The organism is Winogradskyella alexanderae (genome assembly GCF_020166335.1).
In the GTDB taxonomy this organism is placed as follows: Bacteria; Bacteroidota; Bacteroidia; order Flavobacteriales; family Flavobacteriaceae; genus Winogradskyella; species Winogradskyella alexanderae.
The window spans coordinates 168258-193820 of the sequence record NZ_JAIUJR010000004.1 but is presented as its reverse complement, the minus strand read 5'-3'; the positions used below and the strand labels follow the sequence as shown (position 1 = coordinate 193820).

Genomic DNA, 25563 nt, shown 5'->3' with positions numbered 1-25563 from the left:
AGGTTCTTGTAATTTGTGAGGTTTTTTTAATTCTTATGTATGCTTTCTAGACGACAGAAACATATTCTACTTAAATTTTTTAGTCTCTTTTCTGTTGTTCGTGGATACAATATACTGGTCATTGTAATAGCTCAATATTTGGCGTCAGTATATATATTTGCGAATCATCTACCGGTTAAATCGGTACTCCTTGATTTAAACCTTTTAATGCTGGTAATGGCATCTTCGGCAACAATTGCAGCGGGTTACATTATCAATAATTTTTACGACTCCGAAAAAGACCTTATAAATAGGCCACAAAAAACAATGTTAGACAGGCTGGTTAGTCAGAATACAAAGCTGTCCTTCTATTTTGTTCTCAACTTTTTAGCCGTGATTTTTGCCAGCTATGTATCCTTTAAGGCTGTTGTATTTTTTGCGCTTTACATTTTGGCAATTTGGATGTATTCGCATCGTCTAAAGAAGCAACCAATGGTAGGTAATATTGTTTCTGCAATACTCACAGTAACGCCTTTTTTTGCCATATTTATTTATTATCGAAATTTTGAAATGGTGGTTTTTGCCCACGCAATCTTCTTATTTTTACTGGTGTCCATGCGTGAGTTAACTAAGGATTTGGAAAATATAAAAGGTGACTTGGCATTAAATTACAGGACTGTACCTGTGGTACATGGTGAGAAGATATCTAAATTCATGTTGTCTATAGTGGCACTTTTGACTATTACAACTGCGTTTATTTTAGTCCGCTACTTTGAAATTGGCCACATGTACTATTTCTTTTATTTAGCAGTACTCCTATTGTTTATATACCTTGTAATACTGTGGAAGTCGAAAAAGAAAACCCATTATTTGCTATTGCATAATATTCTTAAATTAATAATCGTAGCTGGTGTGTTTTCAATTTTATTAATAGATGTTTCAATTGTTTTAAATCGAATATAATGAAGAATACACTCAAAATAGCAATGGCGCAGATTGCACCAGTTTGGCTTAATAAAACAGCAACTTTGAAAAAGGTTGAAGACGTTATTAAGGATGCGTCAAGTCAAAATTGCGAACTGATTGTTTTTGGAGAGGCTTTAATACCCGGATATCCTTTTTGGTTGGCACTTACAGGTGGTGCAGAATGGAACACCGAATTAAACAAATCTTTACACGCTTATTATGTTAATAATGCTATTTGTATTGAACGAAATGAGTTGGATTCTATATGTAAATTGGCCAAGAAACATAACATTGCTGTATACTTGGGCATTATTGAACGTCCACTAGATAGAGGAGGTCATAGCATTTATGCCTCATTAGTGTACATCAATGAAGAGGGCGAAATAAAGTCCGTTCACAGAAAACTACAACCAACTTATGACGAACGTTTGACCTGGTCAGCAGGAGACGGACATGGTCTGCAAGTACACTCATTAAAGGCCTTTACAGTTGGTGGATTGAATTGTTGGGAAAATTGGATGCCATTACCTAGAACTGCACTCTATGGTCAGGGAGAAAACCTACATATTGCAGTTTGGCCCGGGAGCGATCACAATACAAAGGATATCACACGTTTTATTGCTAGAGAATCACGGTCGTTTGTAGTTTCAGTTTCAGCATTAATGACTAAGTCCGATTTCCCTGAAGATACACCCTATTTTGAAGAAATCATTAAAAACGCACCAGATACCTTAACAAATGGAGGTAGTTGTATAGCCGGGCCAGATGGTGAATGGATTGTAGAGCCAGTAATTAATAAAGAGGGTTTAATTATTCAATCTATTAACTTTAATAGGGTATTAGAGGAGCGCCAAAATTTTGATCCGGTTGGACATTACTCTAGGCCAGATGTTACAAAATTAACGGTTAATAGAGATAGGCAAACTACTGTTGAAATAAAGTAAGGTATTTGTTGTTTCCCGCAGTTGCACTTTATTAAGTTTAGTAAGGCAGAATATTGAAAATATCCTATCAAGTTTTAAATACATCTCCATGAATATAATACCTTTGCACTGCAAATAACATGGTTAAATGTTATGCAAAAGTAATCACTAACTAAACAATTCCCATTTTTATGGGAAATATTATGAGCAGACATCAAGGTAGCAATAGGAAGGGGAAGGTTTCTGGTAGGCAGGGAGCTGGTAAAGCAAGAAATTCTGGCAGAGCAAATGAAAACAGTCATAAAAAAAATTATGCCAGAGGTAATGCTCCTTTTAAGAAAAAGCAATCCAGTCCTAAAGCACCATCTAATCCAGACGAAATTCGCTTAAATAAATATATTGCCAATTCGGGTATTTGCTCAAGGAGAGAAGCAGACGAAAATATAGCACTTGGTCTTGTTAGTGTAAATGGAAAAGTTGTAACAGAAATGGGCTATAAAGTAAAACTTGAAGATGAGGTTAAGTTTGACGGTCGGCGTATTTCACCAGAACCCAAAGTCTACATACTACTTAATAAACCAAAAGGATTTGCTACAACAACTGCAGAAGGTAAGGGAAGAACTGTAATGGACTTGGTAGAAAATGCAACTAGTGCTAAGGTTAAACCAATAGGCCGTTTAGGTAGAAATTCTTTAGGATTGCTTCTTTTTACAAATGATGATGAGGTAGTTCAAAAATTTACCAATTCTAAAACTGGTGTTGCGCGGTTATTTCAAGTTGAATTAGATAGAAATCTAAAGTTTGATGATCTTAAGAAAATCCAGGAAGGATTTAAGGTAGATGGGACTTTAATTACTGTCGAAGAAATCAGTTACATAGATAGTGAGCCAAAAAACAAGATTGGAATTAAGATTAAGAATACCGGAAATTCTATCTTAAGGACAATTTTTGAAGCTTTAAAATATGATTTGGTAAAGATAGATTGTGTTGCCATCGGTCATTTAACCAAAAAAGATATCCCAAGAGGTCATTGGAAACATCTAACCACTCAAGAGGTTAGTACATTAAAAATGCTGTAATTATTTTGCGTTATAATTTGTAAAACAATCCTAGACTAAATTTTAAAATTTTTCATAAAAAAGTTTTGCATATTTAAAAATAATCTACATTTGCATTGCATTTAGCTGAACAAATTGAAACGTGTTTTTAAGTTCGGGTTTTTGAAAATTAGGAAGTCATATTCAAAAGCAGCTTATAAGATAAGCGACCGAAATTTAAAGCTAACTTCCGTTACTCCAATAGTTGCTAGCCAACATGTTTATGGTTTTGTACCGACTACACAAGACCAATTTCAGATTTGATATAGCGAATAGTTTTACAACCCTATAATCGCTTTACAATTATTAAAATCTGAATTAAACAAAATAATGAATACTAAATACATTGATCTTATTGATCAATCCTTTGATTTTCCACAGCCAGAATTTGAGCTTAATGGTAAAGACCTGCAATTCCGTGGTATTGATTTAATGGGATTGATAGAGACCTATGGTGCGCCATTAAAGTTTACCTATTTACCTCAGATTTCTACTAACATACAACGCGCAAAAAAGTGGTTTGCAGATGCCTTTGCAAAGCATGATTATGTTGGCCAATACCATTATTGTTATTGTACAAAGAGCTCTCATTTTAAACATGTGTTGGATGAAGCTCTAAAAAACAACATACACATTGAAACTTCTTCGGCCTTTGACATTGATATTGTTAAAAGTTTAAAGGAAGATGGAAAAATTACAGATGAAACTTATGTGATAAGTAATGGTTTTAAACGTGAAAAATATATCACCAATCTAGCGGAACTAATTAATGAAGGTCATCATAATTGCATACCAATCATAGATAATTATGAGGAATTGGATTTGTTGTCTAAGGAGATTAAGACTAAGTTTAATGTTGGTATACGTATAGCATCAGAAGAAGAACCAAAATTTGAATTTTATACATCAAGACTTGGCATAGGGTATAAAAATATTGTTCCGTTTTATAAAAACCAGATTCAGCATAATGAGAATGTTGATTTAAAGATGCTTCACTTTTTCATAAATACTGGGATTAGAGATAACGCTTATTACTGGAACGAATTAACCAAATGTTTAAAGGTTTATACATCTCTAAAAAAGATTTGTCCATCGTTAGACAGTTTAAATATTGGAGGTGGCTTTCCTATTAAAAACTCCTTAGCTTTTGAGTTTGATTATGCCTATATAGTTGACGAAATCGTTAATCAAATAAAAATTGTTTGTGAGGAAGAAGGCGTTGATACACCAAATATTTTTACTGAGTTCGGAAGCTTTACAGTCGGTGAAAGTGGAGGTGCTATTTACGAAGTGCTGTACCAAAAGCAACAAAATGACAGGGAAAAATGGAATATGATAAACTCATCTTTCATAACAACGCTACCCGATACTTGGGCCATTAATAAGCGCTTCATAATGTTACCTGTAAACCGATGGAATGACACTTATGAACGCGTTCTATTAGGAGGTCTAACGTGTGATAGCGACGATTATTACAATAGTGAACAGCATGTAAATGCCATCTACTTGCCAAAGTACAATAAGGAAAAACCACTTTATATTGGTTTTTTTAATACGGGAGCCTATCAAGAAACTATTGGTGGGTTTGGTGGACTGCAGCACTGTTTAATTCCTGCACCTAAGCATTTATTAATTAAACGTAAAGATAACGGAGAATTAACAACGGAAATTTTCGCAGAACAACAAAAAAGTGAAGATTTACTAAATATTTTAGGTTATGGTAAATCTCAAAATAATGAAGAGAACAATCAAATAGAACTCTCAAAAAAACAGTTAGTTTAAAAGCACTTTCAAATAAAAATGAAAACTAGAACTTATGCTGGTATACCGGCAGAATACTCAAAATTAGACCAATCAAAGATTGTTTTAATCCCTGTACCTTATGATGGTACAAGCACTTGGCAAAAAGGAGCTGATAAAGGACCACAGGCTTTTTTAGAAGCTTCTGAAAATATGGAATTGTACGATATCGAAACAGATTCTGAAGTATATCTACAAGGCATTCATTTGGTAGACCCAATTACTGAAAATAGCTCGCCAGAAAAAATGGTTGATGCTGTACACGAGGTGACTAAAAAGTACATAAAAAAGAACAAATTTGTAACAGTTTTTGGAGGTGAACATTCAATTTCTATAGGTACTATAAGGGCCTTTAACGAAATGTTTGAAGATTTAACGGTATTGCATATTGATGCACATGCGGATCTTCGAGAAAGCTATGAAGGTTCTAAATGTAATCATGCATGTGCTGTTTATGAGGCGAGCCAAAACACCAATCTTATTCAAGTCGGAATTCGTTCAATGGATGCCATCGAAAAGACTGTTATGGATGAAGACAAGACTTATTTTGCACATGAAATGGCAGAAGATGACAACTGGATGGATTCTGCAATAGACCAAATGACTGATAATGTGTTTATAACCTTTGATTTGGATGCATTCGATCCATCAATACTCCCTAGTACTGGCACACCAGAACCAGGTGGTTTGTTATGGTATGAGACATTAGAGTTCTTAAAACAGGTTTTTGAAGAAAAGAATGTTGTTGGTTTTGATATTGTAGAGTTATGTCCAAATTCAAAGGAAAAATCTTCAGACTTTTTAGCAGCCAAGCTCTACTACAAAATGTTAAGCTATAAGTTTCAAGATGAAAATGCTGATGATGATTTTGAAAGTAATTTCTCTGAAACATTTAATTCTAGTAGTAAATATTCCAAATTCAATTCAGAAGATGACTACTAGAGGCGAGATTTCAGGATTTATAGAAAAATACTTTCTTCATTTTAATGCGGCTGCTTTAGTTGATGCTGCCAGAGGATATCAAGACCAACTTGATAATGGTGCAAAAATGCTTGTGTCTCTTGCCGGCGCAATGAGCACAGCTGAGTTGGGAAAAATATTTGCTGAAATGATACGTCAGGATAAAGTGCATATCATTTCATGTACAGGAGCAAATTTAGAAGAAGATATAATGAATCTTGTTGCACACTCACACTATAAGCGTGTTCCTAATTATCGGGATTTAACACCACAAGATGAATGGAATTTATTAGAAAAAGGGCTTAATAGAGTAACAGATACGTGCATACCAGAAGAGGAGGCGTTTAGAAGAATACAGAAGCATATTGTTAAGATTTGGAAAGATGCTGAAGTCAACGGAGAACGCTACTTGCCCCATGAGTACATGTATAAATTATTACTGTCTGGAGTGCTTGAGGAGTACTATGAAATAGATCTAAAAGATTCTTGGATGTATGCTGCGGCAGAAAAGAACTTACCAATTGTTTGTCCTGGATGGGAAGACAGTACCATGGGAAATATTTTTGCAAGCTATGTACTTAAGGGAGAACTCAAGGCAAGTACAATGAAGTCTGGAATTGAGTATATGACCTTTTTAGCAGATTGGTATACAGATAACTCTGATAAGGGTATTGGGTTCTTTCAAATAGGTGGTGGCATAGCAGGCGATTTTCCAATATGCGTAGTGCCAATGTTGTATCAGGATATGGAGCGAACAGATACACCGTTCTGGAGTTACTTTTGTCAAATAAGCGATAGTACAACGAGTTATGGATCTTATTCAGGAGCAGTGCCAAATGAGAAGATAACATGGGGAAAGTTAGATATCGATACACCAAAATTTATAATAGAAAGTGATGCGACTATTGTGGCACCATTAATTTTTGCTTACCTTTTGAACATGTAAATCAGCCTAACACGATGAACAGAAAAGATCAACACTTAAAACGCGTAATAGTAGACTTTAAGAAGCTTACTCCTGAAATTTTAGCATTACTCGTTGACAAATATCCTGATGGCTATGATGACGATCATATCATAACCTTTAGGAATGCAAAAAATGAGCTAGTTGAAGCTGTTGAGGTTACAACAGAAGATACTAAATATCTTGTAAAGGTCAGTACTAAACTTGCCGCAACAATGGAAAATTATGATGAGGATGACTATGAAGATTATGATAGCGACGATCCTGAAGCAGTGCAAGATCCGGAGTTGCAAGCAGATGAAGACACCGATGACGATTAATGTCTAAAGCAATTGCTTATCAGATTGCAACTCACATAGACCTCAAAAAAAGTAAAGGCATATTTAACGGTTCACTGTTATTTGGTGATAGTGATGAGTTGTTTTATAAGTTAGATACTGACAAGTTTATTTACATATTTCAATATGGAATGATTTGTTGCTTTAATCTCTCCCAAAAGGAGATTGAAGCTCAATTTTTACTACTAAAGCCAATTTGCCGAAACTATATATTAGATAAAATTTCTGAAAAGCTGGATGTTGAAGTTAAGAAAGATGTTTTAGAAGTTGGTTTCAACAAAGTAGTCTTGCCTAAGCTAGATGAAGTAATGTTGAGACTTGTCATGCTAAACGCTTCACAATCTGTAGCCTTGAATAGATATGCAGAGCTAACGGAAAATTTATTGCAAGAAACAAATACTCACACAAATTATCTGGAAAGAAAAGGCAAATTAGATATTTCAGGTCATAAACTGAAACGGTTTATTGGCAAGACTCTTAATATTAAAAACAGGATTTCTGAAAACCTTTATATATTCGATTCGCCAGAGATCACCTGGGAAGATGAAAAGTTAAATAGGTTAAATTCAGAACTAAAAAAGACCTTCGATTTAAAGGATCGTTATCACTATATCCATGACAGAATAGAAATTATCAAAGAGAACTTAGAACTGTTCAAGGACATTATGGATCATAGCGAAAGTAGTCGTTTAGAATGGATTATTATTATTCTAATTCTTGTGGAAGTTGTAGACATGTTCATTTTAAAATTTATTTAGAAAAAAAAGAAGGAAAGCAGGCCACAGATGATTTTAAAAAATATTGAATCATAAGGGAATATGGGCTCTAGGTGGCGATAATCCCATTAAATAAACTGAACCTGCACAAAACGTATAGATTAGGTTTTTAGCAGATAACTTAGTAACAATCTAAAACATATTAAAATGAAAACAATTCATATAATACTAGCTTTATTTTCATTATTGCCAAGTAATAAAAGTGATATTTTAAATCCGCAAGACATACAAAAAGAGGTTATTGAAGGTATTTTTGACGGATATGATGAAGAAGACGGTTACAGCTTTTTAGTTATAGATAAGGAATCCGAAACGGAGAGCGTTATGTATTTTTCGGAAGTCTTAGAAGCAGTCTTAAAAGAATTTGATTTAAAATCAACAAATCTCGTAGGTAAGAAATTTGAAATTACATATGAGATTGAAGAGCTCGAAGAATTAGATGATGAAGAGTATGGGGAATCCTACGAAAAATATACCATTGTAAAGCTGGTAAAAAAATAAAATTGTAATTATTATTACTGAGACCTTTATTAAATGGGTTTAATAAGGGTCTTTTTTTTAATCAGTTCTAAAATGAAAGCTGTAAATACAACCAAATATTGCAGTAAAATTATCCATAAATTTTCCTTGTAATCGGGATTTGCATATGCAAAGTAACTTAATACAATAATGAACGACCAAACCAGAGGAAATTTATAGTTTGTAAAAATACATAAAGCCATTAAGGTTGTTATATACCAAGGGTGTACCGTTGTACTCAAGAACAAATAGCAACTAAGAGCCAGTAGCATTGAAGATGCTAAGGCTTGCAACGTATCATTCTTTTTTAAGAACGTTAATCCAAGAATTATTAGTACCGAGATAATTGGTAGGATTTTAGAAATCATGGCAATTTCATTGTAGCCAGTTATAGCGTAACCAACTTCCCTGAGTAGATAATATACGCTAGCATTGAATTCAAAATTTCCAAACCATAGTCCAATGGTTTCAGAGTAGTTGCTTATGAATTCTGCTGAAATAAAAGGGATGAAAACAACGAATAAAGTCGTTCCAACTATAGCATAATATTTTCCAAGTATTGCAAAATCTAGCTTGCCGTTTTGCTTTTTAAACCACTTAAAAAAGAGAGGTAAGAACATAAGCGGAATCAATTTAACTGAAATTGAAAGCGCAATTACAATTGCAGATATTATTTTACGGTTACAAGAGAGGAAGTATAAACTAAGAACCAAAAAGAACACCATGACACCTTCAAAGTGAAGATTACCCGTTAGTTCTATTATTATAAAAGGATTTAGAATGTACCAGAAGATTCGATTTGCAGGCATCCTTAATTTCTCAAGTAGTTTCTTCCCATAATATAATGTACCTAAATCCGCAGAAATAATTATCAATCTTAGACCAATAACGCTACTTAAAATGCTCTTGCCTGGAAACAGATTGGCCAAGGCAAAACACCACTGGTTTATTGGTGGATAATTACTAAAATTTGATGCGCTCAACTCACCCATTTTACTAAATAGTTCGGCCTTGTTTGGGAAATCGGTTAGCAGCCCGTTTTCCATTAAAGTATTTGGAGTAGACAAATAGGGATTAAGTCCTGATAATAATAAATGACCGTCCCAAATAAAGCGATAAAAGTCTTGAGATAAATTTGGTATTGCCAATAAAAAAACGAGTCTGAATAATAGTGAAGCGAAGACTAAAAATCTAAAATGAAAACCTGTAGTCTTAATAAGCACATATGCACAAACAAACAGACCTGAGTATAGAAAAGTGAGTTTAGACGTATCTGTTCTAAGTAAGTCATACGCAAAAAGGAAATAAAGCACAATGCTTAATAGAATAAATAAAAGGGGTAGCTTTTTATATCTAATAATGTTATTTATCCCGAGCATACATTCAAAGATAGAATTATTTGTTGCGCTGCATGCAGTGGTTTAATAAAAGATATTTGATTAACAGAATTGTTATTCGTTCTTAAAAACGAGCCTAAACTTTAGAACCAATGGACTTAAAAAAGACATAGCCAAAACCGATAAACAACATAAGATGAAACGGAAACAGACCAAAATCTCCCCCTTGATCTCCTACTATAAAAGCGCTATAAAGACCAAACCCAAAGTAAAGCATTAATAAGCCTTCTAGAATGACATTTTTAGAAACTGATTTTCTAAGGTATTTATTGGTTTTCCAATTGTCTTTGAATCTTTTAATATTAAATTTAGGTGTTCTTACAAACTCGCTCTTTTTTCCAACATGGCCTTCTATTACAGCTATAGAGTTGTGCAAAGAAAATCCCATAGCAATGGAGAAGAAGGTAAAAAACATGCCTATATAGCCAAAGAACTTTTTAAAGCCACTACCATATATGTTTCGGTACATAAACCAGTAGCACACAAAGAAAATGATGGTACTAATAACAAAGAAACTCATCACATAAAAATAGTCTCGTAGATGTGCATATTCGTTTTTAATATAAAGCATTGGAATACTTAAAACGGCAACAACAAAAATGCTCAAGAACATAGAGCTATTAAGTAAGTGCAATAAGCCGTGAACCTTGGTCTTGGTAGAGATATTTTTTGATTTGATAACTCGCCATAGCATTTTCCTAAAGTTTTCGGCACCACCTTTATTCCAACGAAATTGTTGAGATCGGGCTGCACTGATTACAATAGGTAATTCTGCAGGTGTCTCAACATTCTCAAGATATTTGAACTTCCATTTTTTGAGCTGTGCTCTATAACTTAAATCTAAATCTTCAGTTAGTGTATCTCCTTCCCAGTTACCAGCATCTTCAATACATGTTTTTCGCCACACTCCGGCAGTTCCATTAAAATTAATAAAATGGCCTTTCGAATTTCTCCCCACTTGTTCGAGGGTAAAGTGTGCATCTAAGGCAAATGCTTGTATTTTGGTTAGTAACGAATAATTTCTGTTGATATGTCCCCAACGTGTTTGAACAACACCAATTTCTTCATTCTTAAAATAAGGGATCGTTCTTTTGAGCCAGTTAGGCTGAGGTAAAAAATCTGCATCAAAAATGGCTATAAATTCTCCTTTCGCAATCTTTAAACCTTCTTTTAATGCTCCGGCTTTAAAACCTTTTCTATTGCTTCTGGTGATATGCTTAATGTCTAATCCTATAGAAGCAAGTTTTTCAACATGTTCTTTTGTAGAATGAACAGTTTCATCTGTAGAATCATCTAAAACCTGGATTTCCAATTTGTCTTTTGGATATTCAATAAGTGCAATGTTATCCAATAAACGCTCCATAACATACATCTCGTTAAATACAGGCAGTTGTATGGTTACATTTGGCACTTCATCAGGATTGTCCAAATCAAACTTTTCACAATCTTCCCTTTTTCGTCTCGAGGATAAGTAATTAAATAACAGGTTCAATTGTGCCAGTGAGTATAAGAAAATTAGGACAATTGCAATAGTGTATATTATGATTATGAAATATTGTAAATAAATCACTTAAAACTGTATTTAAAAATCCATGAAAGGATTTTTATGCCTGCAAATATAGCACCTTTTACGGTTCCTGAAACTTTTGAGACACCTATTCTATTGCGATAGTTCACAGGAATTTCCTCGTAAGAGAGCTTTTGCCTCAAAACCTTTAGTTGCATCTCAACCGTCCACCCATAGGTTTTATCTTCCATTTTTAGACCTAAAAGCTCATCATATTTTATGGCTCTAAAGGGTCCTAAATCTGTAAAAGTAGAGCCAAAAAACAAACGCATTAAGCTCGTAGCAAGCCAATTGCCAAAAATTTGGGGAAAGGTCATTGCACCTTTTTCACGTAGTTCCTTGACTCTTGCACCTATAACGAAATCGATATTGCCTTTCAAGATTGGAGCTACTATTTTAAGAAGCTCTTCAGGATAATCACTGTAATCGCCATCCAGAAAAACGATAATATCTGGTTTTATCGCTTTATTAGCTATATATTCCATTCCTTTTAAACAGGCGTAACCATAACCTTTTTGTCTTTCGACTAAAACTGTGGCTCCTGCTTGCTGAGCATTTTTTTCGGTATTATCTGTAGAGTTATTACTAACAACAATAATTTCATCTACAATATCAGGAATGTCATTTATAACATGTTGAATAGAATCCTGTTCGTTAAATGCAGGAATGATGACTTTAATTATGGACATTAATTAGTTTTGAATGCGCAAAAATACAATATCTTACTTCTCATTCACTAATTTCATAAGATCTACATCATTGCCCAATAGTATTTCATTCGTATTAATGCGTCCTTTCATGCTATCATTTTCCAACTTTAGAACACCACGAGGACAGACCGCAGCACAAATACCGCAGCCAACACAACTTGATCTTACTATGTTTTCACCTTTTTGGGCATACGCTCTTACATCAATTCCCATTTCACAATAGGTAGAGCAATTACCACAAGAGATACATTGGCCACCATTGGTAGTTATTCTGAATTTTGAAAACAAGCGTTGTTGAAAGCCTAGAATTGCTGCCATTGGACACCCAAATCTACACCATACTCTATTACCTAGTATAGGATAGAATCCTGTTCCGATAACGCCCGAAAAAATAGAACCTATATAAATTCCGTATGCAGATCGTAGACTTCCTGATTTTATGAAAAAAAGCTGATCTGTAGTACCCGTAAAATGCATGATTAGTAAAAGTGCAATTATAGCAAAATAGCCTATAGCACCATATTTTGCATCTTTTCCGAATTCTTTGTGCCTAAACACCATCACGCCAATAAAAATAACAGTGAGTAATGCAATTACAGAAGTGATAAAAACACCTCTTGTTAACCAAAATTCGTTGCTTTTATATCCTAAATATGTGTAAATCATTGCTGTGGTCATTACAATTGAAAAGACGAGTACAGAGTGAATTAACCAGCGTTCTAACTTCCAAGCTGTAAGTTTTTTAGAGGATAGTTGTCTAAATGAATCTCCTGCAGTTTCAGCTAAACCACCACAACCACATACCCAAGAGCAGTACCAACGCTTACCATATTTATAGGTTAAAATCGGAGTGATGACAAAAATGGAGAGTATGCCAAATACCAATAATGCCAGTCCAATATTGCCTGCTGTCAGAAATCCTTTGACTGACCATTCATCAAATATGTAATAATTAAGGGGCCAAATACTTTTGATATCGTAATAAGGAAGATCATTATTCATTACATACATGAACTCTGGAATTAAAAAAGCGAAAGCCAATTGAAAAAACATTACCGAAAATGTTCTGACTTGTTGGTAGCGATTGTGTCTATACTTCAAGAAAAACTTGTATCCAAAGGCTAAAATAGCAAGTGTATATAAGGTGCCATATACAAACCACTGACTTGCATTTCTACCACTCAATAGTTGGCTCAATGGATCAAATAAACCAATAATACCCGTATTTTCTGCGCCGTCTTTGCCAAGTCCTAAATACTCTGGGTAGAAGTATAGTATAATGTAAAATGCGGTTAGAAGTATACCAGCTGACCAACCCCAAAACCCTCTAGAGGAAATAGATTTAAACCATGTGCCATCATTTTTTATGCCTTCTAATTTAGTGAGGTATGCCCCTCTAGAATAAATAATAGTACCAATAGTTATTACACCTAGTGTAAGCCATAGAATAATAGACTTGTTAGGAAAATTTACATTAAATAGTGCCAAGGATAGTATTAAAAGCCCTACTAAGCCTAGTCCTAATGCAACCTTTTGCGTTATAGTTATCTTGAGTGCATCTGGCTTTGCCAAAGACATACTATGATTTAATTTATTGCTCATTAGATGGCGGTTTGTAGTTGGTGGTAATATGCTTTTAGTATCTGCTCTTCAAACGTAGCATAGAACTCTGGATCAAAATTAGCTTCGGAAAGATGATTAATCACATAATCAACATCTCGTTTTTCTGTGAGCCATTTATCAAAAGTTTCATGACGCATACGTATGCCAAAGGTGTTGATACCTAAAAATTCATTTGTGTTTTTATTAAAAGCTATGGTGACACATTTGGTATCATCTTTATGTTTCCAATGAAAATGAGTTTCATATTCTGGCCTTCCCTTACTACCATGAACCCAACCATAGGTTTGATATTCTATGTCCATGAATTTGGCAGAATTAAACCAATGACCCGGGTTATATTTAATACGGTTGCCACAGAGGGTTTGAGCTAAAGTTTCGCCCATCATTCTTCCTGTGTACCATACGGCCTCGATGGGTCTTCTATTGCCAATGGCTTCATGTTGTTCAGCACAGTCACCAATGGCGTAAACATCTTTGATATTAGTTTCTAAATAGCGATTTACCTTCACACCACGACCGGTTTCAATTTCAGAATTTTGTAGAAAATCAATATTTGGTGAAACACCTGCAGTCAAACCTACTACATCACATGCCAATTCCTCTCCGGTTTCATGAATAATTACAGATTTTACTTTTCCGTTTTCATCGGCATTTATTTCCCTGAGATTAGTTGACAATCTCAAATCAATATGATGATTTATAATATGTCTGTTAATCATGGCACTTTCACCTTCTGGTAATACGCCATTCCAAAAACTCGACTCTCTAACCAAAAAAGTAACCGGAATACTTCTGCTATTTAGCATTTCAGCTAGTTCAATACCTATTAATCCACCACCAACTATTACAGCGCGCTTACAAGTTTCATTATTCGGCGCATAAATTTCTAGGTTTTCTAAATCTTGTTTATGGTACATGCCCATAACACCATCCAAATCTTGGCCAGGCCAACCAAATTTATTGGGTTTACTACCAGTTGCAATGACAAGTTTGTCGTATTGTAAAGTTTCTCCAGAATTAAAATGGAGTGTTTTAGATTTTGTCTGAACAGATTTAACATAACCAAGCTTTAATTCAATTCTATTTTTCTTCCAAAACCAGTTTTCATAAGGTTGTGTATGTTCAAATTTCATATGTCCCATATAGACATACATTAAAGCCGTTCGGGAAAAGAAATATTTAGTTTCACCAGAGATTAATGTAATTTTTTTATCGGATAATTTTCTGATATGCCTTGCCAGTGTAACCCCAGAAATGCCATTTCCAATTATAACGATGTGTTCCATATTGTTTTGAATGGTTAGCAGAAATATAGTCGAAGGAATTGTTAAATCCTTTACAGCCATAATTCAATTTCTTTAAATTTAGACAATATTTAGATTTATGAAGCGCATTGTTGGCATCATTTTGTTCCTTTTACTCGTTGGTTGCGCCGCAAGTAGTTACAGACCTGCGAAAATTAATGGTGTAAGTTTTGTTGCGGCACCCCATAAGATTGATAGCACACACTTAGAGCCAGTGGTAAAAGTTAATGCTAACTACGCAGCCATTATGCCCTTTGGTTTTATTAGAAGTTTAGATAATCCTAATATTATTCACAATACAGATAGACAATGGTTTGGTGAAACAAAAGTTGGAGCACAACAGTACATACTTGAATTGCAAAAGAAGGGAATCAAAGTAATGATCAAACCTCAGATTTGGGTGTGGCGTGGTGAGTTTACAGGTAATATAATGATGACGAATGAAGATGATTGGCAGATTTTAGAAAAGTCATATTCCAGTTTTATATTAGATTATGCGGATCTTGCACAAACCGTAAATGCTGAGATTCTTTGCGTTGGAACGGAATTAGAATTATTTATTAAATACAGACCAAAATATTGGAGTTCACTTATTGATGAAATAAGATCTGTTTATACGGGTAAACTTACCTATGCAGCAAATTGGGATGAGTATAGACGCACACCATTTTGGGACCAACTTGATTTTATAGGCATTGATGCCTATTTTCCTGTAAGTGATAATAAAACCCCAAGTATTGAAGACTGCTTATTGGGATGGCAAAAGCACAAAAGTGAAATAATGGCATTGGCTAAATACCATAAAAAGAAAGTCCTTTTTACAGAATACGGTTATCGCAGTGTTGATTTTGCAGGCAAACAACCCTGGGTTGCAGATCGCAAAATGGATAATGTAAATTTGCAAGCACAGGTTAATACCATGCAAGCTTTATATGAGACCTTTTGGGAAGAAGATTGGTTTGCAGGTGGTTTTATTTGGAAATGGTATATTGAGCATGAAAAGGTAGGTGGTGAAGCTAATTTTATGTTCACGCCTCAAAATAAACCTGTTGAGGAAGTTATTAAAATTCAATATGGGCAATCAAATAATTATTAAATGCGATACTTAGTAATTGGTGATATTCATGGAGGACTAATGGCCTTAAAACAGCTGATGGAAAGGGCAGAGGTGACCAAAAAAGACAAGTTAATTTTTCTTGGCGATTATGTTGATGGCTGGAGTGAATCCGCGCAAGTCATCCAATACCTAATTGAATTATCGGAAAGTATTAATTGTGTTTTTATAAAAGGCAATCATGATGTCTGGTGCGAAGATTGGCTGAGAGAAAACTTGGCTCATCCGGTTTGGTTGGCTCATGGAGGAAAAGAAACAGTAGAAAGTTACTCAAGTTTCACAGAAGAAGAAAAAAAGCAGCATCTCCAGTTTTTCCAAGCTATGGAACTTTTCTATATTGATGATGCAAATAGATTATACGTTCATGCGGGTTTTACATCTATGCATGGTGTTCAAAGGGAATATGATATAAGAGGCTTCTATTATGACAGAACACTCTGGGAAATGGCTTTGACTATGGATATTCGATTACCAAAAACATCTGAGAAATATCCACACAGATTAAAACATTATAAAGAGATATACATAGGTCATACACCAACCTTACATTATCATAAACATGAACCCATGAATGCGGCTAATGTTTGGAATATTGATACTGGGGCGGCTTTTACAGGGAAACTTTCAGCGTTGGATGTAGAAACTAAAGAGGTTTTTCAAAGTGACCCTGTTACTAATTTGTATCCAAACGAATTAGGACGCAATTAGTAATTATTTTAATAAAATTTTGCCTTTTATAATAAACTCATCAGCAATTGCATTTTCTTTCAATTTTTTAAAGAAACTAGGTGAATTAAACTTTACTCCGTAGACAGTTCTATCGATTGTAATATTGAATGTAATTTCTGATTGACCTTGGTTAACATAAATTAAAAATGTTTCAGTCTTCGTGACATCTTTGATGGTAAGTTTTCCTTTTAATAGGGCCCTATTATTTACGATTCTGGTTGTTTCTGTAAGTTCAAATTTTGCTTCTGTATACGTATTTACTTCGAAAAAATCTTTGCTCCTTAGATGATATTCAAGATCACTGTTTTCATGATTGAGGGTTTTCATGTCCATGGTAATATTGAATTTATGAATTTGGTTACCTTCTATAACAACGTTTCCGTTTTTTACTTTAATTTTTCCAGTAAGAGAATAAGAACTAAAAGCAGCCTTTCCTGTCCATGAAAAAGTGCTATTACTTGTTGAAATTTCGTGAGATTGAGCACTTGTTATTGTAACGCAAAGTATTAGGCAAAAGGAGAGTATAGTTTTCATAATTATTTATTTAAAAGTCTATTAGTTGTGTTAACAGTTTCATAACCACATACGGTAATACCTTTATTGTCAACACCAATAAAATACCACATGGCCCAACCGCCGTATAAGTTTTTATCAGTACGCCAATTTTTTACCCAAACATATGGTTGTGCCTGAAGCATAGTTTGATTTATGGTACCAAATGTTTTGTCCAGGTCTTTAAGAGGATACGATTTCCTTAAGTTCCATTTGTCATTATAGTATAGATAAGCACCATATTCAATAATTTTTATTTCACGTTCTTTACACATTATTGCGGTTGAGTGCTTCCAATAATAGATGTCATCTATTTTAATTGGGTCGTTTTCCTTTGGAAAGTGTACAACTTCGATTTCAACTTTTAGGTTTTTAAGTTTTTCCGGGATAGCATCTTTTGGTGGTGTGCCAAAATTCATTTGACTCATTGCTTGTTGAGTGATTAGAATTAAAAGAATGAATAATTTGGTTCTCATCGTTATTAGAGTTTTTGTTTGATGAGGCAAATATGCACAGAGAAGTAAAACGAGTCGTCTCAATTAGATATTTGAGACTTAATTCATACTAATAAAAGGTGTCAATTAAAAAAATGAGGCTTAAGTTAATTTGATTTTAGGGCACTTGGAGATTTGCCTGTTAACTTTTTTACAGCTCGGTTAAACGATGCTTTAGAATTGAAACCAGCCTCAAAAGCTAAACTTAACAAAGTGTAATTCTCGTTTTTTGGATCTTTTAGAAGTTCTTTCAATTCGTTGATTCGGTACTCATTTATATAATCATTGAATTTTTTACCAATTACAAGATTTAAACATTTTGTAATCAAATAGGATTTTTCTCCTAGTTCTTTAGACAGAAGAGATAAACTTAAATCCGGATTTTTGTAATACTTACTATTGATCATAATCTGCTCAATTTTGTGAGCCAGTGCACTTAATAGCTCCTTTTCCTTTGGCTCTAGGACTGTTTTAGTTTTTATAATCACTTTGTCTTTTTTGTTAAAACCTTGTATGCCTAACCAGTAGGTTAATAAAGCCATACCAGCAAATAAAGGATAATGGTATGAACGGTTAAATGCATATTCAAAAAACAGAAAATCTATTAATACAACAAAAATTACTAGTACAGAGTAGATTTTCATAAACTTAAGCACCAATTTAATCCATCTAATATTTTTAATAATTAATTGAAAGGTTTCTGAATTAGATTGAATTAATAGTTTATTGGATTTATTGATGTAAAAAATGATTAAACCCACAGAAATGATATACTGAGTTGGATAGAGCATCCATACCACATAGCCCCAATAACCTAACCATGATAAACTCTCTCTTGTGCCATCCCAATAGAAATTTTGGGATTTTATGAAATTACTCCATATAAACTCAATAATTACAGGAAGAAAATGAATCCAATCATTTTTGATGTTCAATTTAAAGTTTGGAGTTACACAGGCTTTGATGAAGAAATAAATCAAAGCACCGTAAATCCAATTATATTCGAGTAATATATGATAAAAGAAATCGTAAAAACCAATGCCAAAAAGCTTTAATATCTCCACAATTAGTCTATAAGAGAAGAAAAAAAGAATTGTAGCTAAAAACCTATTGGCAACCTTATTAGTACCGTTGTTGTACCAAAGTATTATTCCATAAATAATACCTTGAAATGCGCCGATAGAAAGTAGAACTATAAAGAATATTTCAAAAGGTTTCATCTCTTTAAAGATACATAAGATGAATTACGGCGCAATGTGTTTTTTGTAGTAACTGTATATATCCGTGGCAGAGGCGCCAAACCAACGTTTCACGTAGATTCTCCAGAAATGATATTGTAGCTTCCAAATACCTGTTTTTTTGTATTGCCTGGCTGAGGTTTTAATCTTTTTATTGATAACCACAAACTCATTCCTAGCATACAGCTCGTTAATTAGGATATTGTCCTCATATATCCTGTAGTTTTCGTCATAACCACCAATTTCATCAAACAAGGCTCTAGTAATAAATTGGCTTTGGTCACCACCTCTGCAAGGTCTCCAGTTAAATTGAGTAAACCAACTTGCTAGTCTAAGCCACCAATGGTTACTATCAAACTGCATTCTAAAACATCCTGCATTGTTGCCACGAGATAATTCTTTTAAGATAAGCGCGTCAAAATTTTTGGGAGGTAAAGCATCGGCATGAAGAAAATATAGAACATCACCTAAAGCGAACTCTGCACCCGTGTTCATCTGCATTGCACGACCTTTTGGAGACTGTTCAACAAGACAAAATTTAATATCTATATTATCTTTTTTTCGTCTTTGGCAAAAATTGTTAAGAATAGCACAGGTATCATCGTTACTTCCACCATCGACCACTATTATTTCTGAAATGTTTTTTGGTGTGCAGTTTTCTAATAGATGATACAGTAAATCTTCTATGTATTTTTCCTCATTGAGAACAGGAATGATAATTGAAATCTTACTCATTCAAATCCCAATTATAGTTCTTGAAACTTTTACTGGCATTTTCCGATATTTTTACATTTGAATAACGATTCAGAAAATCAATGAGACTTTCATCTTGTTTAAAATCCTTAGCAAACCATTTGAATATCTTAGAGAGTTTTAAGCTGTTAGGAGTAATTTCGTTCTTTGATGTGTCGCTTAGAAATGCTTTAGTTGATTTGGTGAGCATTGTCTCAAGGTTAGTCCCTGTAAATGCTTTATTTTGGAGCTTTGGACAAGACGTTGAAGCACACACTATTGCAAAGTGGATTCTTGGTTCATTCATCTTACGAAGAATTTTATGCTCAATATCGTTGAGATTTAACCATTTATCATCAAATTTCCACAAGCGTTGGCCCCAGGGATCTTTAATATCCTTTATACTTTTAATTGGATAATTACGCAAGATTAAATCTACGGTTAAGGCATTATAGGCATTAATCCAATATGCAAGTTGTTCTTCCCTTGACCAAGTATCGTCTGGCTTATGTTCTAACAACCAATCAATGTAAACATCAAATTCGCTACTGCTTTTGAAACCTAAGTAGTCAACTTTACCACTTTCAGAAACAAATTCTTGCAACAACTTATTCCATCTAATATGATTTGCATCATTACGTTCATTATTAGGTTTCTGAGGTACAGGTGGCAATCGTATTTCTCCCGTGTCCAATATCACAGACTCACTTTCTTCAGAAATTGAGTGAGGAGGAGGTGGCATCGTTGCATCTGGAACCTTAGTAATAATCAAAGAATCTATCACTACTTTATCAACTGAGGTGTTTTTGACGGCTTCTTTTTTTGCTCCACAGGAAAACAAACCTAGTAAAAGAAAAAGGATAAAAGGTTTTATTAGCGTCATACGATGTTGATTAGCAACATCCACCACCATCATAGTGAAATGTCGATTCACTAATGTAGACGTCATCTCTTCCCAAAGCTTTCAATGCGCCAGCAGTTTTATCGCAAATTGCTAATGGTTGGTTCTTGAGTAAGACATGGCCTTTTTTATCATCAAGATAATCTTCATCACCAAAATATATAGCGGCCTTACCGGTAAATACGCAGGGGCCATCCTCAGGCATTGGATCTTTTATTGCCGCAACTTCGATGGATTCGATATAAATTAATTCATCAGTTGGATAATGCTTAGGGTCAAGAATTCGATAGGGTTTTCTTGCTCTAATCTCAATGGTGCCAAAACCAACATCTGTAAGGGCTTTGACATAATCTTTTATCGGTAAGCTTCCGCTAAGACAAAGTGCCCTTAACCTTTCGTCATTTCTCAGCGTTTCGTTCATTGGCTGTTCACAAATAGGATCGCTCATTACTAATCTACCATGTGGTTTTAAAACACGGTACATTTCTTTTATGGCCTTTTTAAGGTCATCTTCTTTAAAGATGTTAAACAAACAATTCTGAGCAGCGACATCAATGCTGTTCTCTTTAACAGGAAGATTCATGGCGTCACCTTTTTTGAGCTCTACAAATTCGCTTTTAAACCAAGGATTTAATTCTTCAGCTTCAACAAAGTTCTTTCGAGAGGCTTGCAGCATTTCATCTACAACGTCGACACCTATAACACCACCTTTTTGTCTATTGAAATATGCAAATTGAAGAAGCTCCATACCGCCACCTACACCGACATACAAGATTTTGGGATTATTGGACAAATCTCTAGCATGTACCGTGCTTCCACAACCATAATTCATCTCTTGCATTATTCTTGGGATTTTTAATCCGGGTAGTTCCCAAATAGGGTTTGTTGTGCAACATAAGCCTACGTCTGGTGTTAGAGCAGCTTCTTTATATACGATGTGGGTAGTGTTTAAATAACTCATCTAAAGTTCTTTAATTAGTTCTTTAAAAATGGTAATCATATGCGGCTCGGCTTTATTCGCCATTTCGATAATTTCTTGAATATTTACTGGTTTTAGATTATCTGGATCGCACTCATCTGTTAAAACCGAGATTGCCGAAGCTTTTAAACCAAGATGATTGGCGACAATTATTTCTGGGACAGTACTCATACCAACCGCATCGGCACCAATAATTTTCAGCATACGATATTCTGCTCTTGTCTCAAGTTGGGGTCCTACAACACTGGCATATACACCTTTGTGAAGTTTAATGCCATTTGCTTTTGCAATAGATTCTATTTTAGTATTGATTTCTGTATTGTAGGGCACGCTCATATCGGTAAAGCGAGTGCCCAAATCTGATACACCTTTGAAGGCTAAAGGTGAACTACCTTGAAGATTAATATGATCGTCAATAAGCATGAGTTCTCCTTTTTTGAAATCTAGATTTACAGCGCCTGCCGCATTTGAAACTAAAAGGGTCTTGATTCCTAATTTTTCCATTATCCTTACTGGAAACGTAACGTCTTGTAAAGTATAGCCTTCATAAACATGAAAACGACCTTGCATTACTATCACCTTTCTGCCTGCAATGGTGCCAAATATTAGTTTTCCTTTGTGGAACTCTACAGTAGCTGTTGGGAAATTTGGTATATGGTTGTAGCTTGCCTGAGCAATAATGTCAATTTCATTAATAAACTGTCCGAGACCTGTTCCTAGAATGATTCCAATTTCAGGTTTATCAAAGCCTTTATTCTGCAGGTATTCTGTACTTTCAGTAATGTACTTAATCATTTAACTGCTGTATTTTTTCTTGTAATTTAATATTTGTTTTGTAAAATTCTGATGCTATTAAATCCTCATAGGTATCTATATCATTCAAAGTCTTCAATAGGTGAAACGATAGCCCAGATTCTTTTAATTCATTAAGTGTTGTTGCTAACAAGTTGGTCTTGCTCCATGGTTTATTTTCAAAAATGCTTTTAATAGGTCTGTTTAGACCAATTAAGTAATAGCCACCATCTTCGGCAGGTCCAAAAACAGTATCATTACTTTCTAACGCATGTATTGCATTTTCGATAATTGAAGTTGAAATAGTAGGAAGATCAGAGCCAATTAAAACAATTCTCTTATAACCTAAATTAAAGCCATCATTAAATGCATTGTACATTTTCTCTCCGAGATTGTCACCTACCTGAATTGTTTTAAAGGTATTTGACCATTGACTATCTTCTGTAGAGTTTGAAAAATATATATGCTTATCATGTGCAAGCTCACGAGTCACTTTTTCTGTAATTTTAAGCAATTCTGAGTAGACCTCAAACGCGCCAATATGCCCAATAGTCTTGGCCAATCGAGTTTTGACTGTACCGATTTTCTTATTCTTTACAAAAACGATTACCAATGCTTCAGTCATATATTTTTTTACCTTTTAATAACCATTTACTCCACTCCTCTGAATAAGCATGGATATTTTCTGTAATGTTATTTGAGGAATCATATATCTTAAAACCATTGTTTTTCCACTCAAAAATTCCTCCAAATAAATTATAGACATTCGTATAGCCTTCTTTTTTTAATTCTTCTGCAATATCTTCAGATCGTACTCCAATAGAACAGTAGACAACAATCAAGGTATCTTTATTGCTGATAGTGTTTTTGACACCTTTAAGATTAAAATCGTCATAGCCTACATGAATTGCATTTCTGAGGTGACTTACTTTAAATTCGTTACTTTCTCTAGAGTCTAAAATTATAGCTTTGGTTTTTGGCATAGCCAATTCTTGAGCAGTTATGTAGGGAATATTTTCTCTGTTATATTTTTTTAAAACATCGCTTAATTTATCTTGAGAACATGACAATAGACCAATAAATAGTGAAAAGCTTAGAAAGAAATTTCTCATAGTTTTAGGCTACTGTTCCTTGGCAACTACTACCTGCACCCGCAGTACATCCATAGCAATGTTGGGAGATTACAATATTTCGTCCTTCGAGTAATTCCTCATTATAATCAGATATATGCTTCACTTTACTATTAACAGGTAATTCTAACATTTGATTGAAATCACAATCATAGAGGTAACCATCCCAACTTACCGAAAGGGTGTTGGTGCACATGACATTTGCTACTGCAGCCGGATTATAAGCATCAACCAATTGATACATATAATCTTCATAATTTTCTGATGCGATGAGGTAATCCAAGAATCGACTTATCGGCAAATTGGTGATTGCAAACAAATTATGAAAGTGTATGCCAAAATCTTCCATCAATGCTTTTTTGAAATCCTTTTCCATTGAAACTTGGTCGCTTGGTAAAAATGCACCTGAAGGATTATAAACTAAATCTAGTCGCAAGGAGCTATCTGGCATTCCATAACCAATAGCATTTAGATCCTGTAGAGCTTGAATGGATTTATCAAAAACGCCATCTCCACGTTGTTTATCGGTCTTGCCTTTAGTCCAATGAGGCATGGAGCTTACAACATGTACATTGTGTTTCTTGAAAAATTCAGGGAGGTCATAATACTTTTTATTTGCCTTTATAATGGTAAGATTAGATCGTACAATAAAGTCTTGAACTCCGGCTTTTGAAGCCTCTTCTACAAACCATCTAAAATTTGGATTCATTTCAGGAGCGCCACCAGTAAGGTCAAGCGTATGAGCACCTGTATTTTTTATGACTTCCAGACATTGTTTCATTGTTTCTTTAGTCATAATTTCTTGACGATCAGGACCAGCATCTACATGGCAATGCTCACAAACCTGATTGCACATATACCCAACATTTATTTGAAGGATTTCAAGTTTTTTTGCCTTTAATGGGAATTGATTGGTCTCAGCAATTTTATCCTTAAATTTTGGTAATTCTCCATTTTGAAAAATACCATTGGATAAGATTTCTAGCTGTCTTTTACTTTGTGCGAGTGCACTTTCGCGTTTATGTAAAGATTGTGTTTTTAGTTTAGTCATATACTATTATCCATCTAGTTTATTGACCTTGTTCATCATTTGTACACCATGAACCAAGGAGGCACCACCTCTTATGGCACCTGCGACGTGTAATGCTTCCATCATTTCTTCTTTTGTAATCCCTCTTTGAAGTCCATCGCCAGTGTAGGCGTCAATACAGTAAGGGCATTGTATAGTATGGGCAACAGCGAGTGCTATTAGCGATTTTTCACGTGCGGACAGGGCGCCTTCTTCAAAAACTTTTGCATAATAATCAAAAAATTTAGCGCCTAATTCTTCGTTCCATTCAGAAATATTACCAAATTTCTTTAGATCCTTTGGGTCGTAGTATGTTTTAAACATTAGTATAATTGTTTTAAAAAAGTGAATATAAAGTTTTTTGTCGGAGTTAATTCTTAAAGATTACAGAAAAAACCTATAAAAATTAGATAAAATTTTATTACTTAAACTAATATTCGATTTTATCCTCTTTTTCATCCCATTCTTTAAATACTTTTAATGCAGTTGCTCTTTCAAGTTGTTTAAATGGAATGCTTCTTTTATGGTATGGCATTGGGATTTCGTTGTAAATAAATTGATCGTCAAAACCAATATCTGCAGCATCTTTTTGATCACATGCGTAATAAACCTTATCGGGTCTTGCCCAATATATTGCACCAAGACACATAGGACAAGGTTCGCAGGTGGTATAAATTTCGCAACCATCAAGTTGAAAAGATCCTAAATTGGCACAAGCTTCTCTTATTGCGATTATTTCTGCATGAGCAGTTGGATCATTTGAGGAGGTTACTTTATTGTTGCCTTTCCCAATTATTCTACCGTCTTTTACGACGACACATCCAAATGGGCCACCCTCATTATTCTTGACGCCTTCTAAAGCAATATCGACTGCTTTCATCATAAATTTCTCTTCGTTTATCTTGCACAT

The 25563-nt window shown here is 34.4% G+C and carries 28 protein-coding genes; 11 read left to right on the top strand and 17 right to left on the bottom strand.

Going from position 1 to position 25563, the window contains the following annotated elements; translation table 11 throughout:
- Positions 1 to 39: 39 nt before the first annotated feature.
- The 9 genes from LBU54_RS08160 (at position 40) to LBU54_RS08120 (ending at position 8304) form a co-directional block, all read left to right on the top strand.
- Positions 40 to 942: a geranylgeranylglycerol-phosphate geranylgeranyltransferase gene (locus LBU54_RS08160; protein ID WP_224528165.1), complete on the top strand. Its 903-nt coding sequence runs from the start codon at positions 40 to 42 to the stop codon at positions 940 to 942.
- On the top strand, positions 942 to 1889 hold the full coding sequence (locus LBU54_RS08155; RefSeq protein ID WP_224528163.1) for a carbon-nitrogen hydrolase family protein: 948 nt from the start codon (positions 942 to 944) through the stop codon (positions 1887 to 1889). Before LBU54_RS08160 ends, LBU54_RS08155 begins: the two co-directional genes overlap by 1 nt.
- A gap of 182 nt (positions 1890 to 2071) precedes the next feature.
- Positions 2072 to 2947 (top strand): pseudouridine synthase, encoded by an 876-nt coding sequence (locus tag LBU54_RS08150; RefSeq protein ID WP_224528162.1) that lies wholly within the window; start codon positions 2072 to 2074, stop codon positions 2945 to 2947.
- 348 nt (positions 2948 to 3295) lie between these two features.
- Complete coding sequence (locus LBU54_RS08145) at positions 3296 to 4747, top strand: arginine decarboxylase (protein ID WP_224528161.1); 1452 nt, start codon at positions 3296 to 3298, stop codon at positions 4745 to 4747.
- 18 nt (positions 4748 to 4765) lie between these two features.
- Entirely contained in the window at positions 4766 to 5707 is a 942-nt protein-coding gene (speB, locus tag LBU54_RS08140) for an agmatinase (protein ID WP_224528160.1), read from the top strand.
- Positions 5697 to 6671: a deoxyhypusine synthase family protein gene (locus LBU54_RS08135; protein WP_224528159.1), complete on the top strand. Its 975-nt coding sequence runs from the start codon at positions 5697 to 5699 to the stop codon at positions 6669 to 6671. The genes speB and LBU54_RS08135 overlap by 11 nt, the downstream gene beginning before the upstream one ends.
- A 14-nt stretch (positions 6672 to 6685) precedes the next feature.
- Positions 6686 to 7009 carry a hypothetical protein gene (locus tag LBU54_RS08130; RefSeq protein WP_224528158.1) on the top strand — a complete coding sequence of 108 codons (324 nt, stop codon included), beginning with the start codon at positions 6686 to 6688 and terminating at the stop codon, positions 7007 to 7009.
- Positions 7009 to 7785, top strand: a complete 777-nt coding sequence (locus LBU54_RS08125; RefSeq protein ID WP_224528157.1) for an RMD1 family protein — start codon at positions 7009 to 7011, stop codon at positions 7783 to 7785. Before LBU54_RS08130 ends, LBU54_RS08125 begins: the two co-directional genes overlap by 1 nt.
- 165 nt (positions 7786 to 7950) lie before the next feature.
- Positions 7951 to 8304 (top strand): hypothetical protein, encoded by a 354-nt coding sequence (locus tag LBU54_RS08120; RefSeq protein ID WP_224528155.1) that lies wholly within the window; start codon positions 7951 to 7953, stop codon positions 8302 to 8304.
- Positions 8305 to 8333: 29 nt separating this feature from the next.
- Here the strand turns inward: LBU54_RS08120 and LBU54_RS08115 are convergent, their stop codons facing one another.
- The 5 genes from LBU54_RS08115 to LBU54_RS08095 all read right to left on the bottom strand — a co-directional run bounded on the left by LBU54_RS08115 (position 8334) and on the right by LBU54_RS08095 (position 14905).
- The gene (locus tag LBU54_RS08115) at positions 8334 to 9701 is read right to left on the bottom strand and encodes a putative hexosyltransferase (protein ID WP_224528153.1); all 1368 of its coding nucleotides are present in this window, start codon (positions 9699 to 9701) and stop codon (positions 8334 to 8336) included.
- Between the two features lie 94 nt (positions 9702 to 9795).
- On the bottom strand, positions 9796 to 11286 hold the full coding sequence (locus LBU54_RS08110) for a cellulose synthase family protein (protein ID WP_224528268.1): 1491 nt from the start codon (positions 11284 to 11286) through the stop codon (positions 9796 to 9798).
- Positions 11286 to 11975 carry a glycosyltransferase family 2 protein gene (locus LBU54_RS08105; protein WP_224528151.1) on the bottom strand — a complete coding sequence of 230 codons (690 nt, stop codon included), beginning with the start codon at positions 11973 to 11975 and terminating at the stop codon, positions 11286 to 11288. The genes LBU54_RS08110 and LBU54_RS08105 overlap by 1 nt, the downstream gene beginning before the upstream one ends.
- A gap of 33 nt (positions 11976 to 12008) precedes the next feature.
- Entirely contained in the window at positions 12009 to 13598 is a 1590-nt protein-coding gene (locus tag LBU54_RS08100; RefSeq protein ID WP_224528147.1) for a 4Fe-4S binding protein, read from the bottom strand.
- The gene (locus LBU54_RS08095; RefSeq protein WP_224528266.1) at positions 13598 to 14905 is read right to left on the bottom strand and encodes an NAD(P)/FAD-dependent oxidoreductase; all 1308 of its coding nucleotides are present in this window, start codon (positions 14903 to 14905) and stop codon (positions 13598 to 13600) included. Before LBU54_RS08095 ends, LBU54_RS08100 begins: the two co-directional genes overlap by 1 nt.
- 97 nt (positions 14906 to 15002) lie before the next feature.
- Here LBU54_RS08095 and LBU54_RS08090 point away from each other — a divergent pair, with 97 nt between their 5' ends.
- Together LBU54_RS08090 and LBU54_RS08085 are read left to right on the top strand one after the other, a co-directional pair.
- Positions 15003 to 16019, top strand: a complete 1017-nt coding sequence (locus tag LBU54_RS08090) for a glycoside hydrolase family 113 (protein ID WP_224528144.1) — start codon at positions 15003 to 15005, stop codon at positions 16017 to 16019.
- Positions 16020 to 16745 (top strand): metallophosphoesterase, encoded by a 726-nt coding sequence (locus LBU54_RS08085; protein WP_224528142.1) that lies wholly within the window; start codon positions 16020 to 16022, stop codon positions 16743 to 16745.
- A gap of 3 nt (positions 16746 to 16748) precedes the next feature.
- Here the strand turns inward: LBU54_RS08085 and LBU54_RS08080 are convergent, their stop codons facing one another.
- The 12 genes from LBU54_RS08080 to LBU54_RS08025 form a co-directional block, all read right to left on the bottom strand.
- The gene (locus LBU54_RS08080) at positions 16749 to 17300 is read right to left on the bottom strand and encodes a YceI family protein (RefSeq protein WP_224528139.1); all 552 of its coding nucleotides are present in this window, start codon (positions 17298 to 17300) and stop codon (positions 16749 to 16751) included.
- Between the two features lie 2 nt (positions 17301 to 17302).
- Complete coding sequence (locus LBU54_RS08075; protein ID WP_224528137.1) at positions 17303 to 17794, bottom strand: hypothetical protein; 492 nt, start codon at positions 17792 to 17794, stop codon at positions 17303 to 17305.
- 125 nt (positions 17795 to 17919) lie between these two features.
- The gene (locus LBU54_RS08070) at positions 17920 to 19032 is read right to left on the bottom strand and encodes a helix-turn-helix domain-containing protein (protein WP_224528135.1); all 1113 of its coding nucleotides are present in this window, start codon (positions 19030 to 19032) and stop codon (positions 17920 to 17922) included.
- Positions 19033 to 19056: 24 nt separating this feature from the next.
- On the bottom strand, positions 19057 to 19785 hold the full coding sequence (locus LBU54_RS08065) for a TIGR04283 family arsenosugar biosynthesis glycosyltransferase (RefSeq protein WP_224528134.1): 729 nt from the start codon (positions 19783 to 19785) through the stop codon (positions 19057 to 19059).
- Positions 19778 to 20665 carry a DUF547 domain-containing protein gene (locus LBU54_RS08060; RefSeq protein WP_224528133.1) on the bottom strand — a complete coding sequence of 296 codons (888 nt, stop codon included), beginning with the start codon at positions 20663 to 20665 and terminating at the stop codon, positions 19778 to 19780. The genes LBU54_RS08065 and LBU54_RS08060 overlap by 8 nt, the downstream gene beginning before the upstream one ends.
- Positions 20666 to 20675: 10 nt before the next feature.
- A complete protein-coding gene (arsM, locus tag LBU54_RS08055; RefSeq protein WP_224528131.1) occupies positions 20676 to 21644 on the bottom strand; it encodes an arsenosugar biosynthesis arsenite methyltransferase ArsM in 969 nt (322 codons plus the stop codon).
- On the bottom strand, positions 21645 to 22457 hold the full coding sequence (locus LBU54_RS08050) for a purine-nucleoside phosphorylase (RefSeq protein ID WP_224528129.1): 813 nt from the start codon (positions 22455 to 22457) through the stop codon (positions 21645 to 21647).
- The gene (locus LBU54_RS08045) at positions 22450 to 23079 is read right to left on the bottom strand and encodes a TIGR04282 family arsenosugar biosynthesis glycosyltransferase (RefSeq protein WP_224528127.1); all 630 of its coding nucleotides are present in this window, start codon (positions 23077 to 23079) and stop codon (positions 22450 to 22452) included. The genes LBU54_RS08050 and LBU54_RS08045 overlap by 8 nt, the downstream gene beginning before the upstream one ends.
- Positions 23072 to 23566 carry a rhodanese-like domain-containing protein gene (locus LBU54_RS08040; protein WP_224528125.1) on the bottom strand — a complete coding sequence of 165 codons (495 nt, stop codon included), beginning with the start codon at positions 23564 to 23566 and terminating at the stop codon, positions 23072 to 23074. Before LBU54_RS08040 ends, LBU54_RS08045 begins: the two co-directional genes overlap by 8 nt.
- Positions 23567 to 23570: 4 nt before the next feature.
- The gene (gene arsS / locus LBU54_RS08035; RefSeq protein ID WP_224528124.1) at positions 23571 to 24635 is read right to left on the bottom strand and encodes an arsenosugar biosynthesis radical SAM (seleno)protein ArsS; all 1065 of its coding nucleotides are present in this window, start codon (positions 24633 to 24635) and stop codon (positions 23571 to 23573) included.
- A 6-nt stretch (positions 24636 to 24641) separates the two neighbouring features.
- Positions 24642 to 24977: an arsenosugar biosynthesis-associated peroxidase-like protein gene (locus LBU54_RS08030; RefSeq protein ID WP_224528122.1), complete on the bottom strand. Its 336-nt coding sequence runs from the start codon at positions 24975 to 24977 to the stop codon at positions 24642 to 24644.
- 106 nt (positions 24978 to 25083) lie between these two features.
- Positions 25084 to 25563, bottom strand: a complete 480-nt coding sequence (locus LBU54_RS08025) for a nucleoside deaminase (RefSeq protein WP_262899736.1) — start codon at positions 25561 to 25563, stop codon at positions 25084 to 25086.

What these genes read in the sequence shown, in the direction of transcription:
- LBU54_RS08160 (WP_224528165.1), top strand. Translation starts at nt 40, where the DNA reads ATGCTTTCTAGACGACAGAAACATATTCTACTTAAATTTTTTAGTCTC.
- LBU54_RS08155 (WP_224528163.1), top strand. Translation starts at nt 942, where the DNA reads ATGAAGAATACACTCAAAATAGCAATGGCGCAGATTGCACCAGTTTGG.
- LBU54_RS08150 (WP_224528162.1), top strand. Translation starts at nt 2,072, where the DNA reads ATGAGCAGACATCAAGGTAGCAATAGGAAGGGGAAGGTTTCTGGTAGG.
- LBU54_RS08145 (WP_224528161.1), top strand. Translation starts at nt 3,296, where the DNA reads ATGAATACTAAATACATTGATCTTATTGATCAATCCTTTGATTTTCCA.
- speB (WP_224528160.1), top strand. Translation starts at nt 4,766, where the DNA reads ATGAAAACTAGAACTTATGCTGGTATACCGGCAGAATACTCAAAATTA.
- LBU54_RS08135 (WP_224528159.1), top strand. Translation starts at nt 5,697, where the DNA reads ATGACTACTAGAGGCGAGATTTCAGGATTTATAGAAAAATACTTTCTT.
- LBU54_RS08130 (WP_224528158.1), top strand. Translation starts at nt 6,686, where the DNA reads ATGAACAGAAAAGATCAACACTTAAAACGCGTAATAGTAGACTTTAAG.
- LBU54_RS08125 (WP_224528157.1), top strand. Translation starts at nt 7,009, where the DNA reads ATGTCTAAAGCAATTGCTTATCAGATTGCAACTCACATAGACCTCAAA.
- LBU54_RS08120 (WP_224528155.1), top strand. Translation starts at nt 7,951, where the DNA reads ATGAAAACAATTCATATAATACTAGCTTTATTTTCATTATTGCCAAGT.
- LBU54_RS08115 (WP_224528153.1), bottom strand. Translation starts at nt 9,701, where the DNA reads ATGCTCGGGATAAATAACATTATTAGATATAAAAAGCTACCCCTTTTA.
- LBU54_RS08105 (WP_224528151.1), bottom strand. Translation starts at nt 11,975, where the DNA reads ATGTCCATAATTAAAGTCATCATTCCTGCATTTAACGAACAGGATTCT.
- LBU54_RS08100 (WP_224528147.1), bottom strand. Translation starts at nt 13,598, where the DNA reads ATGAGCAATAAATTAAATCATAGTATGTCTTTGGCAAAGCCAGATGCA.
- LBU54_RS08095 (WP_224528266.1), bottom strand. Translation starts at nt 14,905, where the DNA reads ATGGAACACATCGTTATAATTGGAAATGGCATTTCTGGGGTTACACTG.
- LBU54_RS08090 (WP_224528144.1), top strand. Translation starts at nt 15,003, where the DNA reads ATGAAGCGCATTGTTGGCATCATTTTGTTCCTTTTACTCGTTGGTTGC.
- LBU54_RS08085 (WP_224528142.1), top strand. Translation starts at nt 16,020, where the DNA reads ATGCGATACTTAGTAATTGGTGATATTCATGGAGGACTAATGGCCTTA.
- LBU54_RS08080 (WP_224528139.1), bottom strand. Translation starts at nt 17,300, where the DNA reads ATGAAAACTATACTCTCCTTTTGCCTAATACTTTGCGTTACAATAACA.
- LBU54_RS08075 (WP_224528137.1), bottom strand. Translation starts at nt 17,794, where the DNA reads ATGAGAACCAAATTATTCATTCTTTTAATTCTAATCACTCAACAAGCA.
- LBU54_RS08070 (WP_224528135.1), bottom strand. Translation starts at nt 19,032, where the DNA reads ATGAAACCTTTTGAAATATTCTTTATAGTTCTACTTTCTATCGGCGCA.
- LBU54_RS08065 (WP_224528134.1), bottom strand. Translation starts at nt 19,785, where the DNA reads ATGAGTAAGATTTCAATTATCATTCCTGTTCTCAATGAGGAAAAATAC.
- LBU54_RS08060 (WP_224528133.1), bottom strand. Translation starts at nt 20,665, where the DNA reads ATGACGCTAATAAAACCTTTTATCCTTTTTCTTTTACTAGGTTTGTTT.
- arsM (WP_224528131.1), bottom strand. Translation starts at nt 21,644, where the DNA reads ATGAGTTATTTAAACACTACCCACATCGTATATAAAGAAGCTGCTCTA.
- LBU54_RS08050 (WP_224528129.1), bottom strand. Translation starts at nt 22,457, where the DNA reads ATGATTAAGTACATTACTGAAAGTACAGAATACCTGCAGAATAAAGGC.
- LBU54_RS08045 (WP_224528127.1), bottom strand. Translation starts at nt 23,079, where the DNA reads ATGACTGAAGCATTGGTAATCGTTTTTGTAAAGAATAAGAAAATCGGT.
- LBU54_RS08040 (WP_224528125.1), bottom strand. Translation starts at nt 23,566, where the DNA reads ATGAGAAATTTCTTTCTAAGCTTTTCACTATTTATTGGTCTATTGTCA.
- arsS (WP_224528124.1), bottom strand. Translation starts at nt 24,635, where the DNA reads ATGACTAAACTAAAAACACAATCTTTACATAAACGCGAAAGTGCACTC.
- LBU54_RS08030 (WP_224528122.1), bottom strand. Translation starts at nt 24,977, where the DNA reads ATGTTTAAAACATACTACGACCCAAAGGATCTAAAGAAATTTGGTAAT.
- LBU54_RS08025 (WP_262899736.1), bottom strand. Translation starts at nt 25,563, where the DNA reads ATGTGCAAGATAAACGAAGAGAAATTTATGATGAAAGCAGTCGATATT.